The sequence below is a fragment of the Sulfuracidifex tepidarius genome (assembly GCF_008326425.1).
GTDB classification, from domain to species: Archaea; Thermoproteota; Thermoprotei_A; order Sulfolobales; family Sulfolobaceae; genus Sulfuracidifex; species Sulfuracidifex tepidarius.
The window spans coordinates 1,586,869-1,607,771 of the sequence record NZ_AP018929.1; the positions used below are offsets into that span (position 1 = coordinate 1,586,869).

At 36.2% G+C, this 20,903-nt stretch carries 24 protein-coding genes, 2 tRNA genes, 1 other RNA gene and 1 pseudogene; 17 read left to right on the top strand and 11 right to left on the bottom strand.

The genetic code is table 11. The features are described from left to right. Nucleotide 1: 1 nt before the first annotated feature. The 3 genes from fbp to IC007_RS08150 all read right to left on the bottom strand — a co-directional run bounded on the left by fbp (nucleotide 2) and on the right by IC007_RS08150 (nucleotide 3,552). The gene (gene fbp, locus IC007_RS08135; RefSeq protein WP_149528600.1) at nucleotides 2-1,150 is read right to left on the bottom strand and encodes a fructose-1,6-bisphosphate aldolase/phosphatase; all 1,149 of its coding nucleotides are present in this window, start codon (nucleotides 1,148-1,150) and stop codon (nucleotides 2-4) included. 42 nt (nucleotides 1,151-1,192) lie between these two features. Then, entirely contained in the window at nucleotides 1,193-2,995 is a 1,803-nt protein-coding gene (locus IC007_RS08140) for a ribosome biogenesis/translation initiation ATPase RLI (protein ID WP_054844905.1), read from the bottom strand. Nucleotides 2,996-3,477: 482 nt separating this feature from the next. Beyond that, nucleotides 3,478-3,552, bottom strand: a tRNA-Arg gene (locus IC007_RS08150). A 41-nt stretch (nucleotides 3,553-3,593) separates the two neighbouring features. Here IC007_RS08150 and rpiA point away from each other — a divergent pair. From rpiA to rnpB, 6 genes are all read left to right on the top strand, one after another. Continuing rightward, entirely contained in the window at nucleotides 3,594-4,301 is a 708-nt protein-coding gene (gene rpiA, locus IC007_RS08155; RefSeq protein ID WP_084739554.1) for a ribose 5-phosphate isomerase A, read from the top strand. Continuing rightward, entirely contained in the window at nucleotides 4,276-4,617 is a 342-nt protein-coding gene (locus IC007_RS08160) for an SWIM zinc finger family protein (RefSeq protein WP_054844904.1), read from the top strand. Before rpiA ends, IC007_RS08160 begins: the two co-directional genes overlap by 26 nt. 145 nt (nucleotides 4,618-4,762) lie before the next feature. Further along, a complete protein-coding gene (locus tag IC007_RS08165) occupies nucleotides 4,763-5,077 on the top strand; it encodes a transcription elongation factor (RefSeq protein ID WP_054844903.1) in 315 nt (104 codons plus the stop codon). Next, on the top strand, nucleotides 5,043-5,801 hold the full coding sequence (locus IC007_RS08170; RefSeq protein WP_054844902.1) for a phosphoglycerol geranylgeranyltransferase: 759 nt from the start codon (nucleotides 5,043-5,045) through the stop codon (nucleotides 5,799-5,801). The genes IC007_RS08165 and IC007_RS08170 overlap by 35 nt, the downstream gene beginning before the upstream one ends. Before the next feature lie 6 nt (nucleotides 5,802-5,807). After that, on the top strand, nucleotides 5,808-5,984 hold the full coding sequence (locus tag IC007_RS08175) for a preprotein translocase subunit Sec61beta (protein WP_054844901.1): 177 nt from the start codon (nucleotides 5,808-5,810) through the stop codon (nucleotides 5,982-5,984). 9 nt (nucleotides 5,985-5,993) lie between these two features. Further along, nucleotides 5,994-6,295: RNase P RNA component (rnpB, locus tag IC007_RS08180), an RNA gene on the top strand. Here the strand turns inward: rnpB and IC007_RS08185 are convergent. Beyond that, on the bottom strand, nucleotides 6,284-6,793 hold the full coding sequence (locus IC007_RS08185; RefSeq protein WP_054844900.1) for a DUF367 family protein: 510 nt from the start codon (nucleotides 6,791-6,793) through the stop codon (nucleotides 6,284-6,286). The genes rnpB and IC007_RS08185 overlap by 12 nt on opposite strands. Nucleotides 6,794-6,845: 52 nt before the next feature. Here IC007_RS08185 and IC007_RS08190 point away from each other — a divergent pair, with 52 nt between their 5' ends. Both IC007_RS08190 and IC007_RS08195 read left to right on the top strand, forming a co-directional pair. Beyond that, the gene (locus tag IC007_RS08190) at nucleotides 6,846-7,097 is read left to right on the top strand and encodes an Lrp/AsnC family transcriptional regulator (RefSeq protein ID WP_054844899.1); all 252 of its coding nucleotides are present in this window, start codon (nucleotides 6,846-6,848) and stop codon (nucleotides 7,095-7,097) included. Nucleotides 7,098-7,103: 6 nt separating this feature from the next. Next, nucleotides 7,104-8,435, top strand: coding sequence for a tRNA(Ile)(2)-agmatinylcytidine synthase (locus tag IC007_RS08195; RefSeq protein WP_149528601.1), 1,332 nt, complete (start codon nucleotides 7,104-7,106; stop codon nucleotides 8,433-8,435). A gap of 6 nt (nucleotides 8,436-8,441) precedes the next feature. On the opposite strand, the gene IC007_RS08200 is transcribed toward IC007_RS08195, so the two are convergent. Beyond that, nucleotides 8,442-9,392, bottom strand: coding sequence for an alpha/beta hydrolase-fold protein (locus tag IC007_RS08200; protein WP_232048877.1), 951 nt, complete (start codon nucleotides 9,390-9,392; stop codon nucleotides 8,442-8,444). Between the two features lie 154 nt (nucleotides 9,393-9,546). Between IC007_RS08200 and IC007_RS08205 the strand changes: the two genes are divergently transcribed. Beyond that, nucleotides 9,547-9,620 (top strand) — tRNA-Ala (locus IC007_RS08205). A 9-nt stretch (nucleotides 9,621-9,629) separates the two neighbouring features. Here the strand turns inward: IC007_RS08205 and IC007_RS13840 are convergent. Beyond that, nucleotides 9,630-9,722 (bottom strand): annotated as a pseudogene (locus tag IC007_RS13840) (putative integrase); the annotation flags it as partial. A gap of 608 nt (nucleotides 9,723-10,330) precedes the next feature. Between IC007_RS13840 and IC007_RS08215 the strand changes: the two are divergent. Continuing rightward, nucleotides 10,331-11,515 (top strand): Cdc6/Cdc18 family protein, encoded by a 1,185-nt coding sequence (locus tag IC007_RS08215; protein WP_054844897.1) that lies wholly within the window; start codon nucleotides 10,331-10,333, stop codon nucleotides 11,513-11,515. Further along, the gene (locus tag IC007_RS08220) at nucleotides 11,493-12,020 is read left to right on the top strand and encodes an endonuclease dU (protein ID WP_054844896.1); all 528 of its coding nucleotides are present in this window, start codon (nucleotides 11,493-11,495) and stop codon (nucleotides 12,018-12,020) included. Before IC007_RS08215 ends, IC007_RS08220 begins: the two co-directional genes overlap by 23 nt. Here the strand turns inward: IC007_RS08220 and IC007_RS08225 are convergent. Genes IC007_RS08225 through cyaB form a run of 4 tightly spaced genes read right to left on the bottom strand, consistent with a single transcriptional unit; the run spans nucleotide 11,996 to nucleotide 14,769 of the window. After that, complete coding sequence (locus IC007_RS08225; protein WP_054844895.1) at nucleotides 11,996-12,928, bottom strand: acyl-CoA thioesterase; 933 nt, start codon at nucleotides 12,926-12,928, stop codon at nucleotides 11,996-11,998. The two genes, IC007_RS08220 and IC007_RS08225, sit on opposite strands and share 25 nt — an antisense overlap. 11 nt (nucleotides 12,929-12,939) lie before the next feature. Beyond that, nucleotides 12,940-13,458 (bottom strand): nicotinamide-nucleotide adenylyltransferase, encoded by a 519-nt coding sequence (locus IC007_RS08230; protein ID WP_054844894.1) that lies wholly within the window; start codon nucleotides 13,456-13,458, stop codon nucleotides 12,940-12,942. Beyond that, the gene (locus tag IC007_RS08235; protein ID WP_054844893.1) at nucleotides 13,413-14,243 is read right to left on the bottom strand and encodes an SAM hydrolase/SAM-dependent halogenase family protein; all 831 of its coding nucleotides are present in this window, start codon (nucleotides 14,241-14,243) and stop codon (nucleotides 13,413-13,415) included. Before IC007_RS08235 ends, IC007_RS08230 begins: the two co-directional genes overlap by 46 nt. Continuing rightward, entirely contained in the window at nucleotides 14,227-14,769 is a 543-nt protein-coding gene (gene cyaB / locus IC007_RS08240) for a class IV adenylate cyclase (protein WP_054844892.1), read from the bottom strand. The genes IC007_RS08235 and cyaB overlap by 17 nt, the downstream gene beginning before the upstream one ends. Nucleotides 14,770-14,771: 2 nt before the next feature. Here cyaB and IC007_RS08245 point away from each other — a divergent pair, with 2 nt between their 5' ends. The 6 genes from IC007_RS08245 (at nucleotide 14,772) to IC007_RS08270 (ending at nucleotide 19,940) form a co-directional block, all read left to right on the top strand. Continuing rightward, nucleotides 14,772-15,788 carry an NOL1/NOP2/sun family putative RNA methylase gene (locus IC007_RS08245; protein WP_054844891.1) on the top strand — a complete coding sequence of 339 codons (1,017 nt, stop codon included), beginning with the start codon at nucleotides 14,772-14,774 and terminating at the stop codon, nucleotides 15,786-15,788. Further along, on the top strand, nucleotides 15,767-16,300 hold the full coding sequence (locus IC007_RS08250) for a hypothetical protein (protein WP_054844890.1): 534 nt from the start codon (nucleotides 15,767-15,769) through the stop codon (nucleotides 16,298-16,300). The genes IC007_RS08245 and IC007_RS08250 overlap by 22 nt, the downstream gene beginning before the upstream one ends. 55 nt (nucleotides 16,301-16,355) lie before the next feature. Beyond that, nucleotides 16,356-17,336: a DNA repair and recombination protein RadA gene (gene radA / locus IC007_RS08255; RefSeq protein ID WP_149528602.1), complete on the top strand. Its 981-nt coding sequence runs from the start codon at nucleotides 16,356-16,358 to the stop codon at nucleotides 17,334-17,336. A 72-nt stretch (nucleotides 17,337-17,408) separates the two neighbouring features. Then, complete coding sequence (locus IC007_RS08260) at nucleotides 17,409-17,903, top strand: HIT family protein (protein WP_054844889.1); 495 nt, start codon at nucleotides 17,409-17,411, stop codon at nucleotides 17,901-17,903. A 5-nt stretch (nucleotides 17,904-17,908) separates the two neighbouring features. Further along, nucleotides 17,909-19,126, top strand: a complete 1,218-nt coding sequence (ilvA, locus tag IC007_RS08265; RefSeq protein WP_149528603.1) for a threonine ammonia-lyase — start codon at nucleotides 17,909-17,911, stop codon at nucleotides 19,124-19,126. A 16-nt stretch (nucleotides 19,127-19,142) separates the two neighbouring features. Continuing rightward, the gene (locus IC007_RS08270) at nucleotides 19,143-19,940 is read left to right on the top strand and encodes a prephenate dehydratase (protein ID WP_232048878.1); all 798 of its coding nucleotides are present in this window, start codon (nucleotides 19,143-19,145) and stop codon (nucleotides 19,938-19,940) included. Here the strand turns inward: IC007_RS08270 and IC007_RS08275 are convergent. After that, on the bottom strand, nucleotides 19,917-20,894 hold the full coding sequence (locus IC007_RS08275; RefSeq protein ID WP_054844887.1) for an Lrp/AsnC family transcriptional regulator: 978 nt from the start codon (nucleotides 20,892-20,894) through the stop codon (nucleotides 19,917-19,919). The genes IC007_RS08270 and IC007_RS08275 overlap by 24 nt on opposite strands. Nucleotides 20,895-20,903 lie beyond the last annotated feature (9 nt).

The window sequence follows — 20,903 nt, forward strand, 5'->3', positions numbered from 1 at the left end:
CCTATTCATTACTTTCAGTAGATGTATATATGCTTGCCTTAGCCTTTTTAGATCCTTCTTCCTTGGTAAATCTGCCCTTTAATCTCTCCATGACCTTTGGAAGGGTCGTGTACTCCATTACTTGTGGCTCTAACCTATGAGGCATGAATGGACCGTGTCTGCGCATGTAATCAGCTATAATATTAGCGTTTCTTCTCACCTCGTCGAATGCAGGGTCATCAAATAGATCTGATGGTCCTACTAATCTTCCATTCTTTAGGTTAAAGCCAAGTCCTACTAGTCTGGGTGGTCCATCAAATCTTGTCGCTCTAGCATCTTTCTGAGATACAGGCATCAATGGACCGTAATGACTACCTCTCATCCATCCAGCAACTAGATAGGGAACTGTAAATGCTTCTAAAGTCTCTCCTAACGCCGGTAGACCATGCTGAACTCTCACTATCATTGCAGGGTCGTCCTTTCCAACATATTTACCTGCTATCAAGTTCAATCTCTCCGTAGTTACTACTGCAGCAAGCATGTTGTCTTGCTTTCTATAGATTCTTCTTACAATGTATCTATCGGGAGTCCCTATTAATGCCAACAAATCGTATGATTCTTCTGGTGTGTTAAGTGCAATTGATTCTCCTTCATAGACATCCAGAACTTCAAATTTGAATCCGTCATGCAATGCTGGATCTATGACTAAGCCTGCAGTATTAAACGGGTCAGCGAACATCTTATATAGAGGTAAATTGAATGCTCCAGGCTCAGTTTTGTCAGCCATGAAAACTACGAAGGGTTCTGAAGGTCTTTCTTCTATTTCCATTTCAGCTATTCCAGGTCCCATACCTTTTAAATTGCCAGAGAAAGAATCTGAAAGAAGATCTTGACCAGCAGCGTATAGACCTAATTCCTTTGCCTTGTTAGCAGCCTCCTTTAAAGCATTCCATACAAGCTCATGTACTTTTTGATCTAGTTCACCTCTATTATGTGAGATTATAAACTCCATATCATCCCCAACGAAAGTAGGATAGAAGTCGTTTATTATGCCTTGCTTCTTTCCCTCGGATAGAACCTTAGTCGCAACCGCAATTGTATCAGGGTGAACCATGTGATGGCCTGCTAGAGAGCCAATATCGGCTTTTAACACGCTGATAGTAGATTTCATCTTGAATAAAGGATGAGAATTATAATCTAAAAACTTTTGCTCTTATGAGGAAACTTTAGCTATAGAGTAATATTCTCCTTTTTCCTTCTGTAAACGATCTAAGTAACTGTCGAGTTTATTAACACGAGGCCTTCCGGTTTCAGCGTCTCTTCTGAAAGTTATACCAAGCTCTTTGAGGAAAATATTCATTCCCTCTTTAATAGAGAAGGGCCCTTTCGCTTCTCCTTCAATTGAAGGCGTTCCAGAAAATACTAATATCCTATCTGCAATATAATCATGAATCGATAGATCGTGTTCTACCACAAATGTAACTGACTTTCTTTCTCTTGTAATTTTCTTTATAGCTTTTGCTACAACATATCTCTCTTCTACGTCAAGGTAAGAGGAAGGCTCGTCGAAGACGTATACATCAGCGTCTCTCGCTAACGCAGCGGCTATGAGAAGCTTTTGGAGTTCCCCTCCGCTGAGATTGTTGACAACTGATTCGAGTAATCTATGTAATCCTAATCTTCTTATCACTTCTACATAAAACCATGATGAATTAGAAAGAACGTCCTTACTTACATTCTCAAGATAATCCTTAACCGTTAGATCACTATTCGGAGATATAACTTGGGGCTTATATGAAAGTCTTAATTCGTCAGGTATGACTTCTCCTACATCCGGCTTGTATTCTCCTACTAATATTTTTACAAATGTGGTTTTACCTATTCCGTTAGGTCCTACTATTCCTATTATCTCTCCCTCTCTAGCCTTACCACTGTTAATTTTAAGCTTGAAGCCTGAATTGTCCTTATAAATATCACTCCATATTATTTTTTCTTTAACTCCTTTAGCAAAATCTAATTCAGATAATTCCTTTATCACAAAATCTATTTTGTCTTGTCTTATTTTCATATTTTCTGCTGGAAGGAAGCCATTCAAGAAATTGTTTATACCAACCCTTGCAGAATAGACTTTAGAGACTTTACCATAAATACTACCTTCTCCATAAACAATATTTAGAAAGTCTGCAAGAAAATCTAAAACTACCAGATCATGTTCCACCAAGACTACATATTTGTTCTTAGTCAATTCTCTTATTGCTTTGGCCATGTTTGTTCTTTCTCTTACGTCAAGGTAAGAGGAAGGCTCGTCGAAGACGTATACATCAGCGTCTCTCGCTAACGCAGCGGCTATGAGAAGCTTTTGGAGTTCCCCTCCGCTGAGGACTTTGCAATCTTTATTCCAAAAACGTTCCATTGAAAGAAGGGTTTTTATTTCATCTACCTTACCTCTTTGGTCAACCTTCGTTAAAACTTCTGCTACAGTACCTTTAAGAAACCTCCCAGCGTATTCTACATATTGTATTTTATGAACTACTCTTATCTCCTTTGAATAAAGATCCTTAAAATATGAATACATCTCTTTTCCTTTAAATCGTCTTAAAACTTCTTCTTGACTGGAGGGACCTTGAGTATCACCAAAATTAGGAATAAGTTCTCCAGAGATAATCTTCAACATTGTAGTCTTTCCAGTTCCGTTTTTACCTAAAATTCCTGTAATAAATCCCTCTTTTAAAGTCGGTATTCCGAATAACTTGAATCCGTTTACCCCATAACGATGAATAAGTTCTCCCTCATATTGATCTGGAAGGTTAATTACCGTGATTGCCTCAAAAGGACATTTCTTTACACATATACCACATCCTATGCACGTTTCTTCATATATAACGGGCTTACCTTTTACAATTTCAGCCAACTCTATTGCTTTACCTCCGGATCTGTCGATAGGACAGTATGAAATACATTCTGTGCTACATTTATCTGGTTTACAAAAATCATAATTTATGACTGCTAGCCTCACACTTACCACCAAAAATATTTATGTTTAAAAATAAAAATTAATTATAATTTTCTAAAACTCGTCTTCTTCCCAGTCATCATCTAAATCTTCATCATCTAAATCTTCTTCTTCCCACTCTTCTTCTTCCCAGTCTTCCTCGTCCCAGTCCTCTTCAAACATTAGATGACCACAATTAAACCTCAACAAACGAAACTACTTTATTTTTTTCTATTGTTAAGCCTTATGCTATATGCAATAACTGACTAGATTTCTTACACTCTTCTATCATTTCTTATAGAAGTATTTTATGAACATATTGTTGTAGGATGAACAGTTTTTTAGTAAGAAAATTTTAATAAAGAAACAAACCTTTACGACAACTTTATAGTAATAAGTAAAGCTACTTTACTTAAGAAAACTCTGTATGGGGTTCCCTTAAAAGGACCCTGCCTGGCGTTATTTTAATTATAGTAGAAATCTCAATTGATAACCAGGAAAGTTAGCGGATCCGCCGGGATTTGAACCCGGGCTCTAGGGCTCCGGAGGCCCTCGCTTTGTCCTAGCTAAGCTACGGATCCCATTCAAGATATATATTCCTTGTTTATATAACTCAGTTGATATGGTAGATTTAAAAGAGAAGCTGGCTTCCTATTCAATAGATCTTTTAAATAATAAGAGAGTAATTGGAATTGGTACTGGTAAAACTGTAAGAGCTTTGATAGAAAGAATTTATCAAAATAAAGATAAATTTATCGATAAGTTATTTATAACGTCCTCTATAGATTCAGAGATAAGGCTCAGAGATCATGGTTTCAATGTAATCTCAATTTACACTGGTACAAGACCGGAGATATATATCGATAGCTTTGATCATATCTTCTACCTAGACCAGATCGACAAGTCCGTAATGATAAAAGGGGGAGGAGGAGCCCTATTCAGAGAGAAAATATTAGCTACTTATTCCAATTACAGGGTCTACATCGGGGAAAGCTCAAAAGTAGTTACCAACGAAACTATCATTAGAGTACCCATAGAGGTATTGCCTTTTGCTCAAGGATATGTCATGGATTACCTCAAGAAGAAAGAGATTTCGATAAAGCCACGGGAATCAGATAGCAAGATAGGAACCATATTTTCGGATAACGGAAACATGATTCTTGATATTTACATCAACTCAGATAGAAACTTATGCGAGCTCGATTTGGAATTAAAGAGAGTTACTGGTGTACTTGAGACCGGTATATTCTGCAACAACCTAATTGATAAAGTAATCATAGCAAATAACGAGGATGAAGTGAAGGTTGTCACAAGAGAAGAAAATACATAGACATTACGCTGAAAATATAGTTAAAATTATAGATAAAAATTCAATATTATCTGTTTATATCTACATGGGCAAAAACGGTTACGATTACTTAATGAGCAATAAGTCTTGCTCCTGTAAGTCATTTTTGTTCAATTCTGTATTTAAAAATAAATCTTACTTGTGTTATCATTTAAAATATTTAGAAAATGCTGAGGAAAAAGACGAAATCAGGACGATTTATTTAAATAGTAATGATTTTTTATTAATAATAGAAGAAATCTTTTCCACTGGAAAATCTTTAAAACTAAGGAAGGAGTTGCTAAACGGGAATAGCTAATGTCGCTCAATGTAGTTGAGATAGTTTTCATAGCATCAATTGTAGCTATATTCATAACCTTTGCCTATGTAATTACTGTAGATTTAGTTACGCCGGAAAAGAAAGAAAGTTCAAAAAAGAAAAAAACTATTAAAGGTAGGTTATAATGGGAGGTAAGAGGAAGAAGAGGACTAAACCGATTAGAGTTAGACCAAAGGTTCCTAGTACATTTGAATGTCCACGGTGTGGGAAGGTCAGCATAAACATTAAAATTAAAGATGGCGTTGCAAATGTAACTTGCGGTTCTTGCGGACTTCACGCAGAAATAGAAGTACCTCCAGTTTTTGATAATGCTAATGCGTACGGAAAATTTCTAGACATGTACTTAGAAGGAAAAATTGAAATAAATGAAGAGGAAACCAACATAGACGAGGAAGAGGAAAACCATGAAGATGAAAGGAAAAGTGAAGAATTACATTGACGAGATGTTACATGAAAAAAGATCTTTGCATTTTTCTTTGATAGATCCAGACAAGATTAGATCTATAGATGAACTGTCTAGGTTGTCAAAGCAGCTGTATGACGCTGGTACAGACGCGTTTCTAATAGGAGGTACTCTAGGAATATCGAAAAGCGAGCTTGAGTTGTGCTTAGATATATTAGAAGATTTTGAAATTCCAAAAATACTTTTTCCAAGTAATATTAACATAGTTTCAGAAAAAGCTGACGCTGTACTTTTCATGTCGCTTCTGAACTCAGATGATATCTATTATGTAATCGGGGCTCAGGTGATGGGCGCCCCTATAATTAAGAAGAACAAGTTAGAACCTTTATCTACAGCTTACATAATAATAGGCCACGGTGGTACAGCTGGTCACATAGGAAGAGCTAGAGTGATACCATTCGATAACTTTGAACTTGCCTCCGCATATGTAATGGCAGCCGAATTCATGGGGATGGATTTCGCTTATCTTGAGGCTGGATCCGGATCTCCTGAGACAGTTAAACCTGAAATGGTATCCGCTGTGAAGAAGATATCTAGAATAAATTTAATAGTAGGTGGCGGAATTAGAAGCGAAGAAAAAGCCGAGAAAATAGCTTCCGCAGGAGCTGACATTATAGTTACAGGGAACGTTATAGAGAGTAATATAGAGAACGCGACAAAAATTATAAGGCGGATAAAACAGACAAAGAGTATTGAGTGATGCAAAATGCCAGCATCTAAAAAGAAAAAAGAAAACATTCCCCTTTCGTCTATGGCAGGACTAATAAGATACTATGATGAAGACATAGAAAGAATAAAAATAAACCCTAAGGCAGTAATAATTGCAAGTTTAGTAATGATAGGTCTTGTTATAGCGCTAACTAAACTACTTCCTACACCTTAAATTTTTTAAGGGCCACGGTAGGGGACAACGGCCGAAAGGCTGAGGAAACTCCGGCCTCCAGCTCAATAGGAGTTTCGCTATGAAACAAGGGGAGATCCCTTGGCTACTGCACAGAAACGTAACGGCTAGCTCTCAAATGAAAATGATCCAATTTTTCAATATGTGAATGTTGAAAATAGGTGAGAGGGAGCTGGACGTCTGAAACGGCAGGCCTCCTCGGAGCAAGTAGGGGGAAAATGATAGGAGCTTGATTCCTCCTGAAACGCATAGCCAAATTCCCCTGTACAGAAGCCGGGTTATTACTGGGGCCCTTTACCTATAATTTTATTCATGACTTCTTTCTCTATTTCCTTTATTTCCTCCTCATTTTTTTCTACATATGAATTCAGTAACTCTTTATTAAGTGTTAGGAATGTATCACCCCATTTAAATAAACTAAGAAGAGACTTAGCTATTTCTACTTCCCCTATGATATAGAACGATGCAGCTACTGCCTCTATTGACGAAAGTTTGAAAGGCTTTGCATAGTTCACCGGGTTCCCAGCTAGAAGAAAAGGGAGCCTTCTTCCGCTTCTTGTATATCTTTGGAAGAAACTTTCATCGGATTGGTTCCATGAACTATCTATAACAGTAATCCCAAATTTCTCAATTACGGGTTTGTCTTTAATCGAAAGGACTCTATCTACCAATGGATTTAGGATTATTCCGTATACTCTCCTGGTTTTTACTGCTAATCCTTTTCTAATCATTTTCTTTGCAGTGTTCTTTGAAGGGTCATCCTGATTAAACTCCAATACGTAAATTTTCATAAATGCCGTAAAGTTCATATAACCAAAGTTGTATTAAAACTACTGGGAAAAATTGCCTTCTGCAATAGTCCTCATAAACACGGATCCAGGTGGAGAACAGGAAGTTTTTGATAAACTAGTATCACTAGAAGAGGTAGTAGAAATAGACATAGTCTACGGCGTTTATGATCTGGTCGTGAAAATACAGACGAATGATACAGATAAATTGAAAAGTTTTGTAACTAATACAATAAGAAAGTTACCTAAAGTTAGATCTACGTTAACTATGGTAATAATGGAGGGAAAGAGCTTAGTTAAGAAATGATATCTCATGGAAATAATTATAGGTGTTGATGACCACGACTCCACCAAAGCTGGATGTACAACTCATTTTTCTGTCTTATTAATGAGAGAATTGGCGAAAAGAGGTTTCGAAATAAAAGAAATTCCTAAATTAGTTAGGTTAAATCCGAACTTACCTTGGAAGACGAGAGGAAATGCAAGTGTAAGTTTTAGCATAGAAGTTACAGAAGATACTGACATTATACTAAAAATAAAAGAGATTATAGAGAACCTTTCATACAAGTACGTGACTGAGATCTCTAAAGGATTTGAGATGAATAGGAAACCTGGATATGCACTAGCTAAAACGAATGACTTGATAGGTGTCAAGGATGACATCGAGAGATTCTACGAGATGGCCTTATCCGATGTCGTAACCACTGACTTAGCAAAGCGTTTTGCCAAGAACAGGAATATAGTTGTAGGTGGTGATAGAGGAATTATCGGAAGCATAGCGTCAATGGGTTTTCACGGAGATTATTCCTTTGAGTTACTTACTTATCGAATCAAAGATAACTGGGATAAAGAAAGGATCTTAGATAAAAACTCAGTAATTGGAGCAGATATAAAGCTATTTCCGAAAGTCTCTTCAAATTACGACTACTTTAAGGATGTTCCTCTGATTTTATCTCATGGTACCGATCCTGTTTTATACGGATTAAGAGGAACTACTCCTTACGTGTTACTTGAAGAGATGAATTTAGTGAAGGCATATGAGGCAATTGATTTTTTCATGTTATTTAAGACGAATCAAATGACAGATGCCCATATAAGGAGAACCGGAATTAATTTCTATCAGACTACTAAGATAGAATTCAAAGTTAGTTCTATAAAGGTCCTTGAGGGAGGACATGTCATAATTAATGGATACGATTCCCCTGTCGTAGTATATAAAGAGACAAGGGAGCTAAACTCCATGTCTAAAATACTGAAAAATGGAGATGTAATAGAAGTAATAGGATCTGTTAAACCTTCATATAATAACACTAAGATAGTTGAAGCTGAACGGATCAGAGTAATTTCATTAAATGATATGAGGGAGGAAGTTCCCACATGTCCTAAGTGCGGAAAGAAAATGGAATCTATCGGGAAAAATAAGGGATACAAGTGCAGAAGATGTAAGACATTCTCTAAGGAAAAAGATAATATAAAAATTAAAAGAGATCTCTCGTTGGAGGTCTATCAATCTTCTCTTTATAGACATTTAACCAAACCGATCTTTCTAGAACTTCAACATATTGACCTGAGAGTAGAGAAAGATGTCATGGACAAGATATTATCAGAGATATTAGAAAAAGATATATCTATAAAACTAGGCTAGCGCCTTCTATCTATCCGATAATTTTTCTTCTAAGAATGGTAGAGAATATTCATACCTATTAGAATTTCCAAAATGCCCTCCACTGAATTCTTTAAATTCGTGAGATATGCCTATCTCGGACATCCTTTTATGCAAAGTCCTCATTCCTACAAACAGATTATACTCATCTTTATTTCCGACATCAAGGTAGATTCCTTTCATTCTCTTGAGTTCGTCCCTGTAGTTTACTACATTCTTTGCTGGATCATAGGATAGCCATTTTTCCCAAATTTCCCTTCTAATCCCACCAGTTTCTAAATCAATAGGGAGATCCGCATAGAGATCATTTTCAGGATTTGGAGAATAAAAATAGGCACTGCCTATCACATTAGCAGCGCAGACTTCATTGTCGGCAATTTCTTTACTATTAATTACACCTTTCAACCATTTAGTCGGATTAATTGAAGCAAATAGTTTTAATGTACAGATAAAGTCTTGGATATACATATATTCAAAACAACTATCTCCGAAATGCATAGCAAAACCTTGAATCAGATCTGGATGTCTTACTGCAATTGAATAAGAGCCGAATCCTCCAGAGGACTTACCAAATAAACCTACAGCTTGAATATCATATCTTTCCTTAAAGTACGGTATTATTTCTTTTACTATGAAATCTTCATACCTTCCAAGGATCGAGGAGTTGAGATATTGATTTACATAAATTCTAGTCTTAAAATTAGGATTTATTACAATACTATTCTTTAACTTTTTTGTCGAAAATAGCTTTTCTATTATCTGTCCAAATCTATTAGAAACTGTAGGTTTCCAATTAAGTCCTGCTAATTCTATAAGGAGAATTGGTCTCTCCTTAGATTCACGAGGGAGTAACGTGAGAACCTCTCTTTCTGTAGGGTCACCCATCATATTATCCTTTAAAGCCTCACTTTCGATTTTTTCAATCGTATACTTCAGCATAACGCATCTTCTTTGTATGAGTCTTTATTTTAATAAATAAAGATTTTTTCAAGTTTCAAGATAAAGAAAAATTTCTTTCATTAACAAAGAGAGTATGGTACTAATCACCGATAGTCAATCTTATTATGCTTATGAATTAATTGTTTCAAGAAGAGGGCCGGTAGCTCAGACTGGAAGAGTGCCCGGTTGGCATCCGGGAGGTCCCGGGTTCAAATCCCGGCCGGTCCATACTAGGGGGACCCCTAAGACCCCCAATGCTATTTTCACGACCTCGTCTAAAGGACCAACGTAATGATCTCTCCTCTTACCACTTGAGTCATTCTCTACCATATAAACATAATACTTCCCATAGACTTCCCTTATTCTAATATCACCAAATTGAAAGTCTTATTACCCATTATCTTGTTATTGGTACGTTATTTTAAAAGCCTTGATAATTATCATGTCGTGCTCTGTAGCTAGAATACTTACATATAATAATTATCTATCTAATAATGTAAAATATTTGAACCTTTTTGATCTTATCTAACCTAACTAACATGTCTAGAATATATACTAGATAAATAACTAGGTAAAAGTTAACCTAATGAAACTCTTGTAGATAAATATTAACTTTTTTGAGAAAATTTTAATTTATTACATTTTCTCTATAAGTAAGAACATCAGAGGGACCCCTCTATTTCCATTGGAGATTCTTAAGAAAAGAATTTCGTAGAGAGTCTCAACTTTATACAAACTGTTTTAATTCTGTTATAGATTATGTGTAGAGATCCTTGTATCATTACTGATCTCGAAACTCCAGTAGAAAGACAGGGGTAGGACAATATAATAATATATCTTCTCTTTCATAGTTGTTTCCAGTGGAAATAGAGGGGTATTTTACTCCCCAGTAAAATGGAGTACATCTTTTAAGAATATTGCGATAACTCCAATTATGAATGAGCGACATTATAGATGAAGTTTTGGAAAACATAAAGAAATCTAGCATCTTCAAGAATAGAGAATATCTTCTTCCAGACTACGTTCCAGACCAGTTACCTTATAGAGAAAGGCAGATCAAGGAAATCGTAAGCGTGATGGTCCAACTCTATAAGGGAGAGAGACCAGGAAATATTTTCATTTACGGGTTAACTGGAACAGGAAAGACTTCGGTAACGAAGTTCGTTTTGTCAAATCTTCATAAAAGGATTCCGGACAAATTTACATATGTCTATATAAATACAAGGCAAAGTGATACGCCGTATCGCGTGATAGCTGATTTCCTTGAATGGCTCGGAGACAAGGTTCCATTTACGGGGCTATCGTTGGCCGAGCTCTATAGAAGGTTAGTTAAATCCCTAATTTCGCTAAGCAATAACGTAGTCGTAGTCCTTGATGAGATAGATGCTTTAGTAAAGAAATATGACGATGATATCCTCTATAGACTCACTAGAATAAACTCAGAACTGAACAGAAGTAAGGTTTCAATAATAGGCATAACCAACGACATACAATTTATTGACATCTTGGATCCTAGGGTAAAAAGTAGTCTGGGAGAAGTGGAGATCGTATTTCCACCTTATAATGCGGAAGAGCTTACTCAAATTTTGAAAGTCAGGTCATTATCAGCGTTTCAGGAAGGGGTAGTGGACGATGTAGTTATAGGTTTATGTTCGGCTTTGGCTGCAAGAGACCATGGCGATGCTAGAAGGGCATTAGATCTTCTCAGGGTAGCAGGAGAGATAGCAGAAAGAAAAGGTAAAAACAAAATCAGCGAAGAAGAAGTTCAGGAGGCCAGAAGTGAAATAGAAAAAGACAGAGTCCACGAGGTGGTCTCTACTCTCCCTTTTCACTCTAAGCTAGTGTTAGCGTCGATACTCATCTCTAGCGAAAAAATGAGCACCGGGGAAGTTTATAATCAGTATGTCTCTCTTGCAAAGAAGTTGAAAGTAGAAGTGGTAACTCAGCGAAGAGTCAGCGATATAATTAATGAATTGGACATGATAGGGATATTGAACGCTAAGGTGGTTAACAGGGGAAGATATGGAAAGACGAAAGAGGTGACACTAGCAGTGGATAAATTCCTCGTTACAAAAATATTGAGGGAGAGTGACCCCAGAATTGCTAGTGTCTGGAGTAGATGACGGATATTTTCCTTTGAGTTATAAAAGGAAATCAGGAAAGGCCCCGTTAGTAAGTGTTACGTTTTCTAATTATGCAGTCCAAGACGTAGACTTCGGTTTTGTGACTGTGGACGGTGAAGATGCTACAGACGTGTTTAACTCCTTGCATAAAGGTGAATTCACAATAATTGATAGCGTAATCTGTGGCGGATTTAACTATATTAAGGCAGCAGAGAATTATATATATTTTTTTGGAAAAAAACCAAACACAGAAGCTATATTTAATGCATTGAAGAAGAACTTTGGGAGTGACGAAATGAGGATAGAAGTTATAATGAATGTACTAAAAAATATTACTAGAATTCCAACAAAGAAGGGGACAGTCTATATTAATACTGATCTACAACTGAACGTTGCAAAAGAGATTATAGAATATTATCAAGTTTTCGTTAAATATCCAGAACCTATAAGGCATGCTCATATAATAGGTCGTGCCATTGGTCAGTTACACGTAAATGAACTTTGAACCGCTTTGGAGTCCTTTATTCTTTCTTCTCTTTCCTTTAGTCTAGCCTCAAATCTTCTCTTCTCTTTCTCAGTTGAAGGCGTTATTTTCTCTATAGGCCTAGGTTTGTTATTTTCGTCGATAGCAACGAAAGAGAACACAGTATTAGTTACCAGCCTCTTCTTTTGTTCAAAGTAATCTATCGCGAAGACCTTTCCTCCTACATCTAGTGAGGTGTTTCCAGTATATTCTACTGCCCCTTGAATTTCAAGTATATCTCCTACTTTCACAGGAGTCAGGAAATCTGCGTACCCTGTAGAGACAGTGAACACGTTTCCCTTAGAGTACATCTTGGCTACTACTGCCATAGCCTCGTCTAGCATTGTATACATTTTTCCAGCATATAGTATTCCATTTCCAAACGCATGTTCAGGATAAATTGTCCTTGTATAAGATCTAGAAAACGTCATATCACTCAAGATGTCTTCATTATCTAGCATTGCCTGCTTTCTCCTTTGTAATCTCTTCTCTCTCCTCTTCTCGCTCTCCTCCCCATTACGAAAACCATCAATATTTATTTTCCTAGGTCTGTTTTGCTCATCTGTGGCAACCAACGTCATGTAACTGAAAGCACCGAGCTCTTCCTTTTCCTTCCCTTCCTTGCTTATACAACCTTTAACTCTGACTTCAATTGAAGTGTTCCATGCGCCAGTGACCTCAGCCACGACTCTTACTATATCTCCTATTCTTGCAGGTTTAATTAGAAAAATGGAATCCACGGATGCTAATAAGTAATTTCCTTTGCTTACTGATGACATTAAAACCCCTGCAGTATCTACTAACCAATTCATGTATATTCCTCCGTGTAATGAACCGAAATGATTAGTATGCCAAGGGAAAACATTGTAGAAAGTTTCTAATTTATACATTTCCTTAAACCTCACTTATCAGTTCCGACTATCTCTTTTAATCTTTCATCTCCTTTTATTGACTTTATAAAAGAATATGTACTTTCTGAAACTAGATCCTTCCATTCTCCATTAGTAATGATTAATTTTCTGATTAAAGTTGAATTGTATTTCTCTCTATCAAAAGCCGGTGGAATCATTGTTTTATATCCAGCTTCTTTAAATATTCTGATTACTAGAGGGTTTCTAGCAAAGAGTATTGAAAAAGAAGGAACATACATTCCTACGTGGTATGCCCAAATGCTATTCATTAGAATATCTGGTATTGGTATTATCATAATTCTTGTGAGGTCTATTCTATTCTCTTCTAATGTCTGACGTATCATCTCTATTCTTTCTCCTGCAGTAAACGGATTAGTCAAAGTGTGGCTCTCCTGAGCACTGCCTACTAACACTATCAGCTCGTCTACTTTTTCAAGGCTCCACTTTAAAACCCCTAAGTGACCTAGGTGGAAGGGCTGGAATCTCCCTGGGTATAGTCCTCTAAGCATATCTCATCTCCTTCTGAAGTTTTCAGAGTATGATAGGCACTTCCCTTATTAATTCCTATTTCAAGAAACCCATACCCATTGCTATAAATAATCAGTTGATTCTCTTCACCGTAACCGAAAGTCCTCTTTGAGGTTACTTTATATTTTAATCCTTTAACATTTATTTCGTATATCTGATTTTCTTTCACTTTAAATTCACGTGAAGTGATGCCAAGCGTAACATTCCCGAAATTATCTACATAAACGACCTTAGTCTTTAATCCATAATTGATTTTCTCATAATATTTTAATTCATACTTGTATAGATCGTTTTGGCTCTTAACATCTCCGAAAGCTTCAGTCTCTACTCCCGTTGATAGAAGAGCTGCGGAAACAGCAAATATATCTCTTCCATGAAACGTTTTAGAGATTTCCTTAGAAAGGAAGACTTTGGGATTATTTATTTTCCTTATTTCTACTATTCCGTCTTCAATTATAGAAGGATAAAGAACTCCGTTATCTGGACCTATGAAAAAGTAATTTCGTGTCTTCACTAATAACGCATCTCTTTCAGTCCCTACACCTGGATCCACGACTACAAGGAAAACTGTTTTTCGTGGAAAGAATCTGTATCCAGTATAAAGTAAGTATGAAGCGCTCTTAACATTAAACTTTTTCGAGTTTCCACTTAAATATGTGATATTAACATCTTTGTTAAATCTTCTTATTGTACCTTCCATAACCCCATTGTAATTATCTGAGAGACTGAAATCCGTAAGGATAGCTATGTTATTTGCTCTTATCATAACCTCTCAATAGAAGTTCTAGATAGGAGATATTTGTTACTTCCCCTTTTATTTGGAAATCATCTATGAATTTCTGAAAGAAGTCCTTCAGTTGACTCTCTGTCACATCCTGTCCTTCAACTTCTACGAAATCTCCCAAACCTTCAACTCTATCTAAAGAAATAATATAAGAGTCTATTTTGAAGTTCTTTCTAGTCTTCTTCACTGTAAATGCTTTATATAATCCAATTCTCTCCATGATTATGTTAATGTTTTGTACGTCCTTTTCGGATATTCTAACTGTTATTTCCTCTCTGCTCTTTCCATAATTTCCTGTTTTCGGGCCTTTGTATGTCAGTTCATATTCGTTGTTAGACTTCCTTAACCTTACAGCTTCATCTGAATCTTTGAAATCTCTGTATTTGTAGTTAAAGTATATATCCTCTTGGACTTCTTCGTCCAGTTTTACTGATCTCCTTTCAAGAAGCTTTTCCAGTTCCTCAAGAGAGGGAGATTTAAGCTTTAGCTTGACTTCTCTTTCTATCATATATGGTTACTACACCAGAGGATTACTTAAGACGTTATGAAAGAATTTTCGATTATAGCTCTTTGCAATCGGATCCTTCTTTGAGCAGGAGATTTCATGTCATGGATTACATGGTATCTAGGTATTTAGAGATATTTAGAGAAAAGGAAGAAGCTTCATACTTTCTGGAGAGCTGTAGTTTTCCCTTAAAGAAGACAATCAGGTATAACTCATTAAGAGTTTCTAAATCTACTTTTGAAAAAATAATGAAAGAAAAACGGTTTCAATTGAAGATGATAGAAGATGTAGAAATAGGATATGAGGTGATTAGATCTCCGAGTAAACCGTCGCTTGGGGCATCCCTAGAGTATTTAAAAGGTTTCTATCATATTCAGTCCAAATCCTCTATGATACCCCCTCTGTTACTCTCCCCATCAGTAAAGGACTCAATCTTAGATATGGCAGCTGCTCCGGGGAGCAAAACATCGGAAATAGCACAGCTCTTGGGCAATGGAGGATCTATAGTAGCTCTAGAGAAATCAAGAAGGAGAGTTAAATCATTACTAAGCAATATTAATAGATTAGGAGTTTTAAATACTATAATAGTTAGAACAGACGCTATTAATCTTACAAAAACTCCTCTCAGGTTCGATGAGATCTTGCTAGATGCACCTTGTTCTGGAGAAGGGATAATCTATAAAGATCAGTCAAGGAGAAACAAGACATCTCCTACAGATCTTAAAAGTTTAGCTTTGAATCAATTAAAGCTTGTTAAGGCGGCTTATGATTTATTAGATAGTGGGGGAAGGATGGTTTACTCGACATGCAGTATAGGCCCTGAGGAAGGGGAATTCGTGGTCAACTATGCAGTTTCGGAGCTTGATATGAAAGTTGTGAAATCAAGTAAATTCAGTTTCTCCAGTGGCATAACGGATTTCAATAACGTCAAATTCGACGAAAGTGTATCGTCTTGTATCAGGATATATCCACATCTGCATGGTTCTGAGGGGTTCTTTATATGTCTTCTAAAGAAAGATTAACCTTTGAGAAGCTTTCTAACAAGAAGTTTATTTCTATCCTAAAAGAATCTATAGATCAATATGAATGTGAGGTAGATGAGAATATTTTCGCAGACAAATGTTTCTTTATAGCTCATTCAAAGTTCGATCAAATTTTTATGATCAAGTATAATAATAGGAATGAAGAATTTTTAAATGGCTTTAGTAAGATAGATCTTTCTCCTTATAGTATAGGAGTTCCTGTACTAAAATGGCACAGAAATAAGTTCTTTCCTACAATTTCTATGGGAAATATCTTAGCAAAAATATGTAAAAATAAAATTACATTAGATGAATCAAAAGTTGAAAAATTGACCTATGGAAAACCAGTTTTAATTGATAGAAAAATAGAATTTAGAGATGGAATTGCCGTAGATAAAAATGGCGACTTTATATCGTATGTAACACTATTAAACAAGAAAAATGGGATCAAGATAGTTACAGAAGTAATACCAACTTTAGATGTAGGATGGTATTTAAGAGAGGGTGGATAAATATATTAGGTTATGGGAATTATTTTAAGTTTAACTTCGGTGGATGGTGATTTAAATGGGAGAAGTTCAAGAGAATACAAGTAAGAAGAGTATTAAATCTATAGAGGAACTTTCAGGAATCAGCCAGAACATAATTAATAAGCTTCAGGAAGCGGGATATCCTACTATAGAGTCTATAGCTATAGCATCAGCCCAGGACTTAAGCGTAGCAGCAGGAATACCTCTAACTACAGCTCAAAAAATAATAAAGGAGGCCAGAGAATCTCTCAATATAAAGTTCAAAACGGCTCTCGAAGTTAAGAAGGAAAGACTAACTGTAAAGAAAATAACCACTAGCAGCCAGGCTCTGGACGGCCTTTTAGGAGGAGGAATTGAAACGAGAACAATGACAGAGTTCTTTGGAGAATACGGGACAGGAAAGACACAAATTTGCCATCAAATAAGTATTAATGTTCAACTTCCTATGGAGAAAGGCGGATTGAATGGAAAGGCAGTATATATAGATACTGAGGGTACTTTCAGATGGGAAAGGATTGAAGCCATGGCAAAAGGCCAAGGTTTAGATGTTGAACAAGCAATGAACAATATTTATTTCATAAGAGCTGTAAATAGTGATCATCAAATGGCTATAGTTGACGAGTTACAGGAAAAAATCGTTCAGGATCCTTCGATAAAATTAGTTATAGTAGATTCTGTAATGGCTCAGTTCAGAGCGGATTATACGGGAAGGGAAAATTTAGCTGCTAGACAGCAAAAATTAAACAAACATCTCCACCAACTCACTAAGTTAGCCGAAATGTATGATTTAGCTGTAGTTATAACGAATCAAGTAATGGCTAGACCAGATATGTTTTACGGAGATCCTACGACTGCAGTAGGCGGACATACTCTATATCATGTGCCAGGGATAAGACTTCAGGTTAAACGGAGTAGAGGAAGTAAAAGAATCGCAAGGATGATAGATGCCCCTCATCTACCCGAAGGAGAAGTGGTATTCGAAATAACAGAAGAAGGAGTAAGAGACTCTCAAGAATAGACTCGACTAACTTGGTAATATTCCTTAGCAATTCGTAAGAAAACTTTAATCTATGTTGATTCTTAACATGTTATGCAGAATTTATGGGCTCCATGGAGGTCAACTTATATTCAGAACGCCTCTAAAAATACTGAAGTGAATGACTGTCTTTTCTGTAGGGTAACGCGTGAAGATAACGATAAACGAAACTATATTGTAAAGCGAAGTAAATTTTCTTTTATGATATTAAACGCGTATCCTTATAACACAGGTCATGTAATGGTAGTTCCTTATAGGCATGTTCCATCTATTGATCTTTTATCTGACGATGAAGTTATTGACTTATTTCATTTAGTAAAAGATAGCATGAACTCAATCAGAAATTCCTATAATCCGCACGGTTTTAACATAGGAATAAACATAGGCAGAGTCGCCGGAGCCGGCATAGAAAACCACGTTCACGTTCACATAGTTCCTAGATGGAATGGTGATTCTAACTTCATGCCGGTCGTATCTAATACAAAGGTAATTTCTGAGACTTTAGAAGACACATACGTAAAGTTATCAAAGTATTGGGAAAAAGAATGATCAATATGAAATACTTGGAACTATTTGATAAAATAATTGACGCAAAACAAAGAGTTTCACCTTACATTCATGAGACGCCCATCGAGTTTTCCTCTACTTTTTCCAAGAAAACAGGAAGTAATGTGTTCTTAAAACTAGAGAATTTTCAGAAAACTGGATCTTTTAAAGTTAGAGGAGCTTTCAATAAGCTTCTCTCAATGTCACCGAGTGAGAGGGCTAAGGGTGTAATTGCCGTATCTGCAGGAAACCATGCACAAGGAGTAGCTTACGCATCATCAACTCTTGGGGTTAAATCGACCATAATAATGCCTGAAACTGCGCCTATCTCAAAATACTTAGCTACAAGATCCTATGGAGCAAATGTGATTCTTCATGGGAAGTTCCTTCATGAGGGAGTAGAGAAGGCTAATGAAATTATGAGAACTACAGGAAGCATATTCATTCATCCCTATGACGATATTAACGTAATAACAGGTCAAGGAACCTTGGGATTAGAACTTCTTAGTGTTTCTCCCGATATAGTAGTAGTTCCAATAGGAGGAGGTGGGTTAATATCAGGAATAAGTATAGCACTGAAGGCTAAAAATCCTAACATCAAGATAATAGGTGTTCAAACCACAGCTTCACCTTCCATGAGAATCTCTAAGGAGTCTGGAAAACTCATTTCGGTTGAACCCTCTTTTTCTGTTGCAGATGGTATTCTGGTTAAGACGCCTTCAACACTAACATTTGACATAATTAATGAGCTAGTAGACGATATAGTTTTAGTTGATGATGAGGAGATAAGTGAGAGTATATTCCTCCTTGCCGAAAGGTCAAAGGTGATGGTAGAGGGAGCCGGAGCAGCTTCTTTAGCAGCCATACTTAACGACAAGATAAGGATTCCTTCTGCTAATTCTAAGGTAGTTTCAATTATAAGTGGAGGAAATATTGACATGAGTCTATTTGTAAATATTATAGAAAAGATGTTGTATATATCTAAGAGAGTAGTAAAAATAAAGGTAATAGTACCGGATAAGCCAGGATATCTTAATAAAATCCTAAGTAACGTGGTCAAGGTCAGAGGTAATATAATAGACATCGTTCATGATAGAATAAGCAGTGACGTTCCTCCAGGATTTACAAAAATATACATTACATTTGAGGTTCCTAGCAGAGAGAACATAAATTCCTTCGTAAATGAAATGGTGAGTGAAGGGATAGAGACTAAATTTGTTGAATAAGAGGTTTTGAGTTTTGGTGGTAAACTCAATATGTTTTCTTGGTCCTATAGGCTCATTCTCTCATCAAGCAGCTACTATGATCACTGGTGAGAAAGAACTTATTCCGAAGGGCACAATCACAGATGTATTTAATTCTATAAATGATAAAGAATGTCATGAGGGTTTAGTACCAATTGAGAACTCTCTTGAAGGCCCGGTAAATGAAACCTTAGATAACTTATTTTATAAAAATCTATTTATAAATTTAGAAATAGAGGTTCCTATTAATTTAGTTTTAGCGTCAAAAAATGATAAATTTAATATAGTTTATTCTCATCCACATGCAATTCAAGAATGCAGAGATTATATTGTAAGGAAATCTCTTGATAAGGTAATCCCAGTAGAGAGCACATCCAGGGCTGCAGAGCTGGCCTCTGTTGATCCCAACGCTGCTGCTATATGTTCTGAAATGGCTGCCAGAATCTATAATCTTAGAATTTTGGACAGAAATATTGAAGATAATGTGAATATAACTAGATTTTTCTTAATTTCTAGGAAAGAAACCAAAGAAGGAAACAAGTCTAGCCTCATTTTTACCGTACCGCATACGTCGGGTTCGCTCTATCACGTATTAGGCAAGTTTTATGAGGAAAAGATAAATTTAAGCATGATTTACTCTAGACCATTAAAGAGCATTCCATGGAGATATTATTTTTATGTAGAATATGAAGGAAACAAAAATGAAAGGCTCTTAGAGAAGCTTAGAGAAGTAACAACTTCATTGAGCTTTAAGGGAAGTTATTCCAAATTTTTAAATAACAATTCCGGGTTTTAGATTATCTAAACTATAAAGCATCATGTAACTTTTGGCCGATGTAACTTCTACTATTTTTCTTGCAGAAGAATAGATTACCTCCTTATCTTTTCCATGAATCATAGCATAGCATAAGTAGTCCCATTCTTTGTCAGCTTCTCTAAGTACTACGTGGGTAGCTTCTCTTACATTGGAGGCTATGCTTCTACAACTTTCCTCTAGGTTATCGGACGTAATTAGAACCATTGCATTCTCTCTTATTCCTACTTTATCTCCGTTTACCGTAGCTCCGTAATCTTTAATTACATGAAGCTTCTTTAGCCTTAAAATCAAATCTATAAGTTCTTCTTCGTTCTTACCAACTCTCTCGGCTATCTCTTTAAATGGTCTATCCACTAGAGGAAGAGGATAGGATAACTGCTTGAGCATCTCCTTGTCTATACCTAGTTCTTCTGCTGTGGGTATATAATCAGGCGTTACTTCGTTCTCCCCGCTCATGGATACGCCTCTAATTACGTCATACTTTACACTTAATTTGAGATTTTTCTTTGAAAACAAAATCACGTAGTCGTCGCATCCCACTTTTCTCAGAATCTCTCTAACTCTTTCTGCCAGTCCTTCTTTGCTATAATCTTTTATGACAAACCATACGTTAAACCTTGGATGGTCTCTTACAAAGTTGTGTGTAATTTCTCTGATTCCTAATGCTAATCTCCTAAAAGATTCCAAGTTATCTTGAGAAATGTTCGATGCTACTAAAGCTCCTACCATGCCTTTACTTCTAAAATTGACATACATTCCTACTCTCTTTATAATCTCATTATCTATAAGATATTTTATCTTGGATATGACTTCATTTTCAGTTAAATTTAGGTCTCTTCCTATCTCTAAGAACGGTCTCTCTGAGATTGGGAAGTTATACTGTAATTCCATAATCAGCTTATAATCAATTTCTGAGAGCGTAGTCGAACTCATAATAAGTTA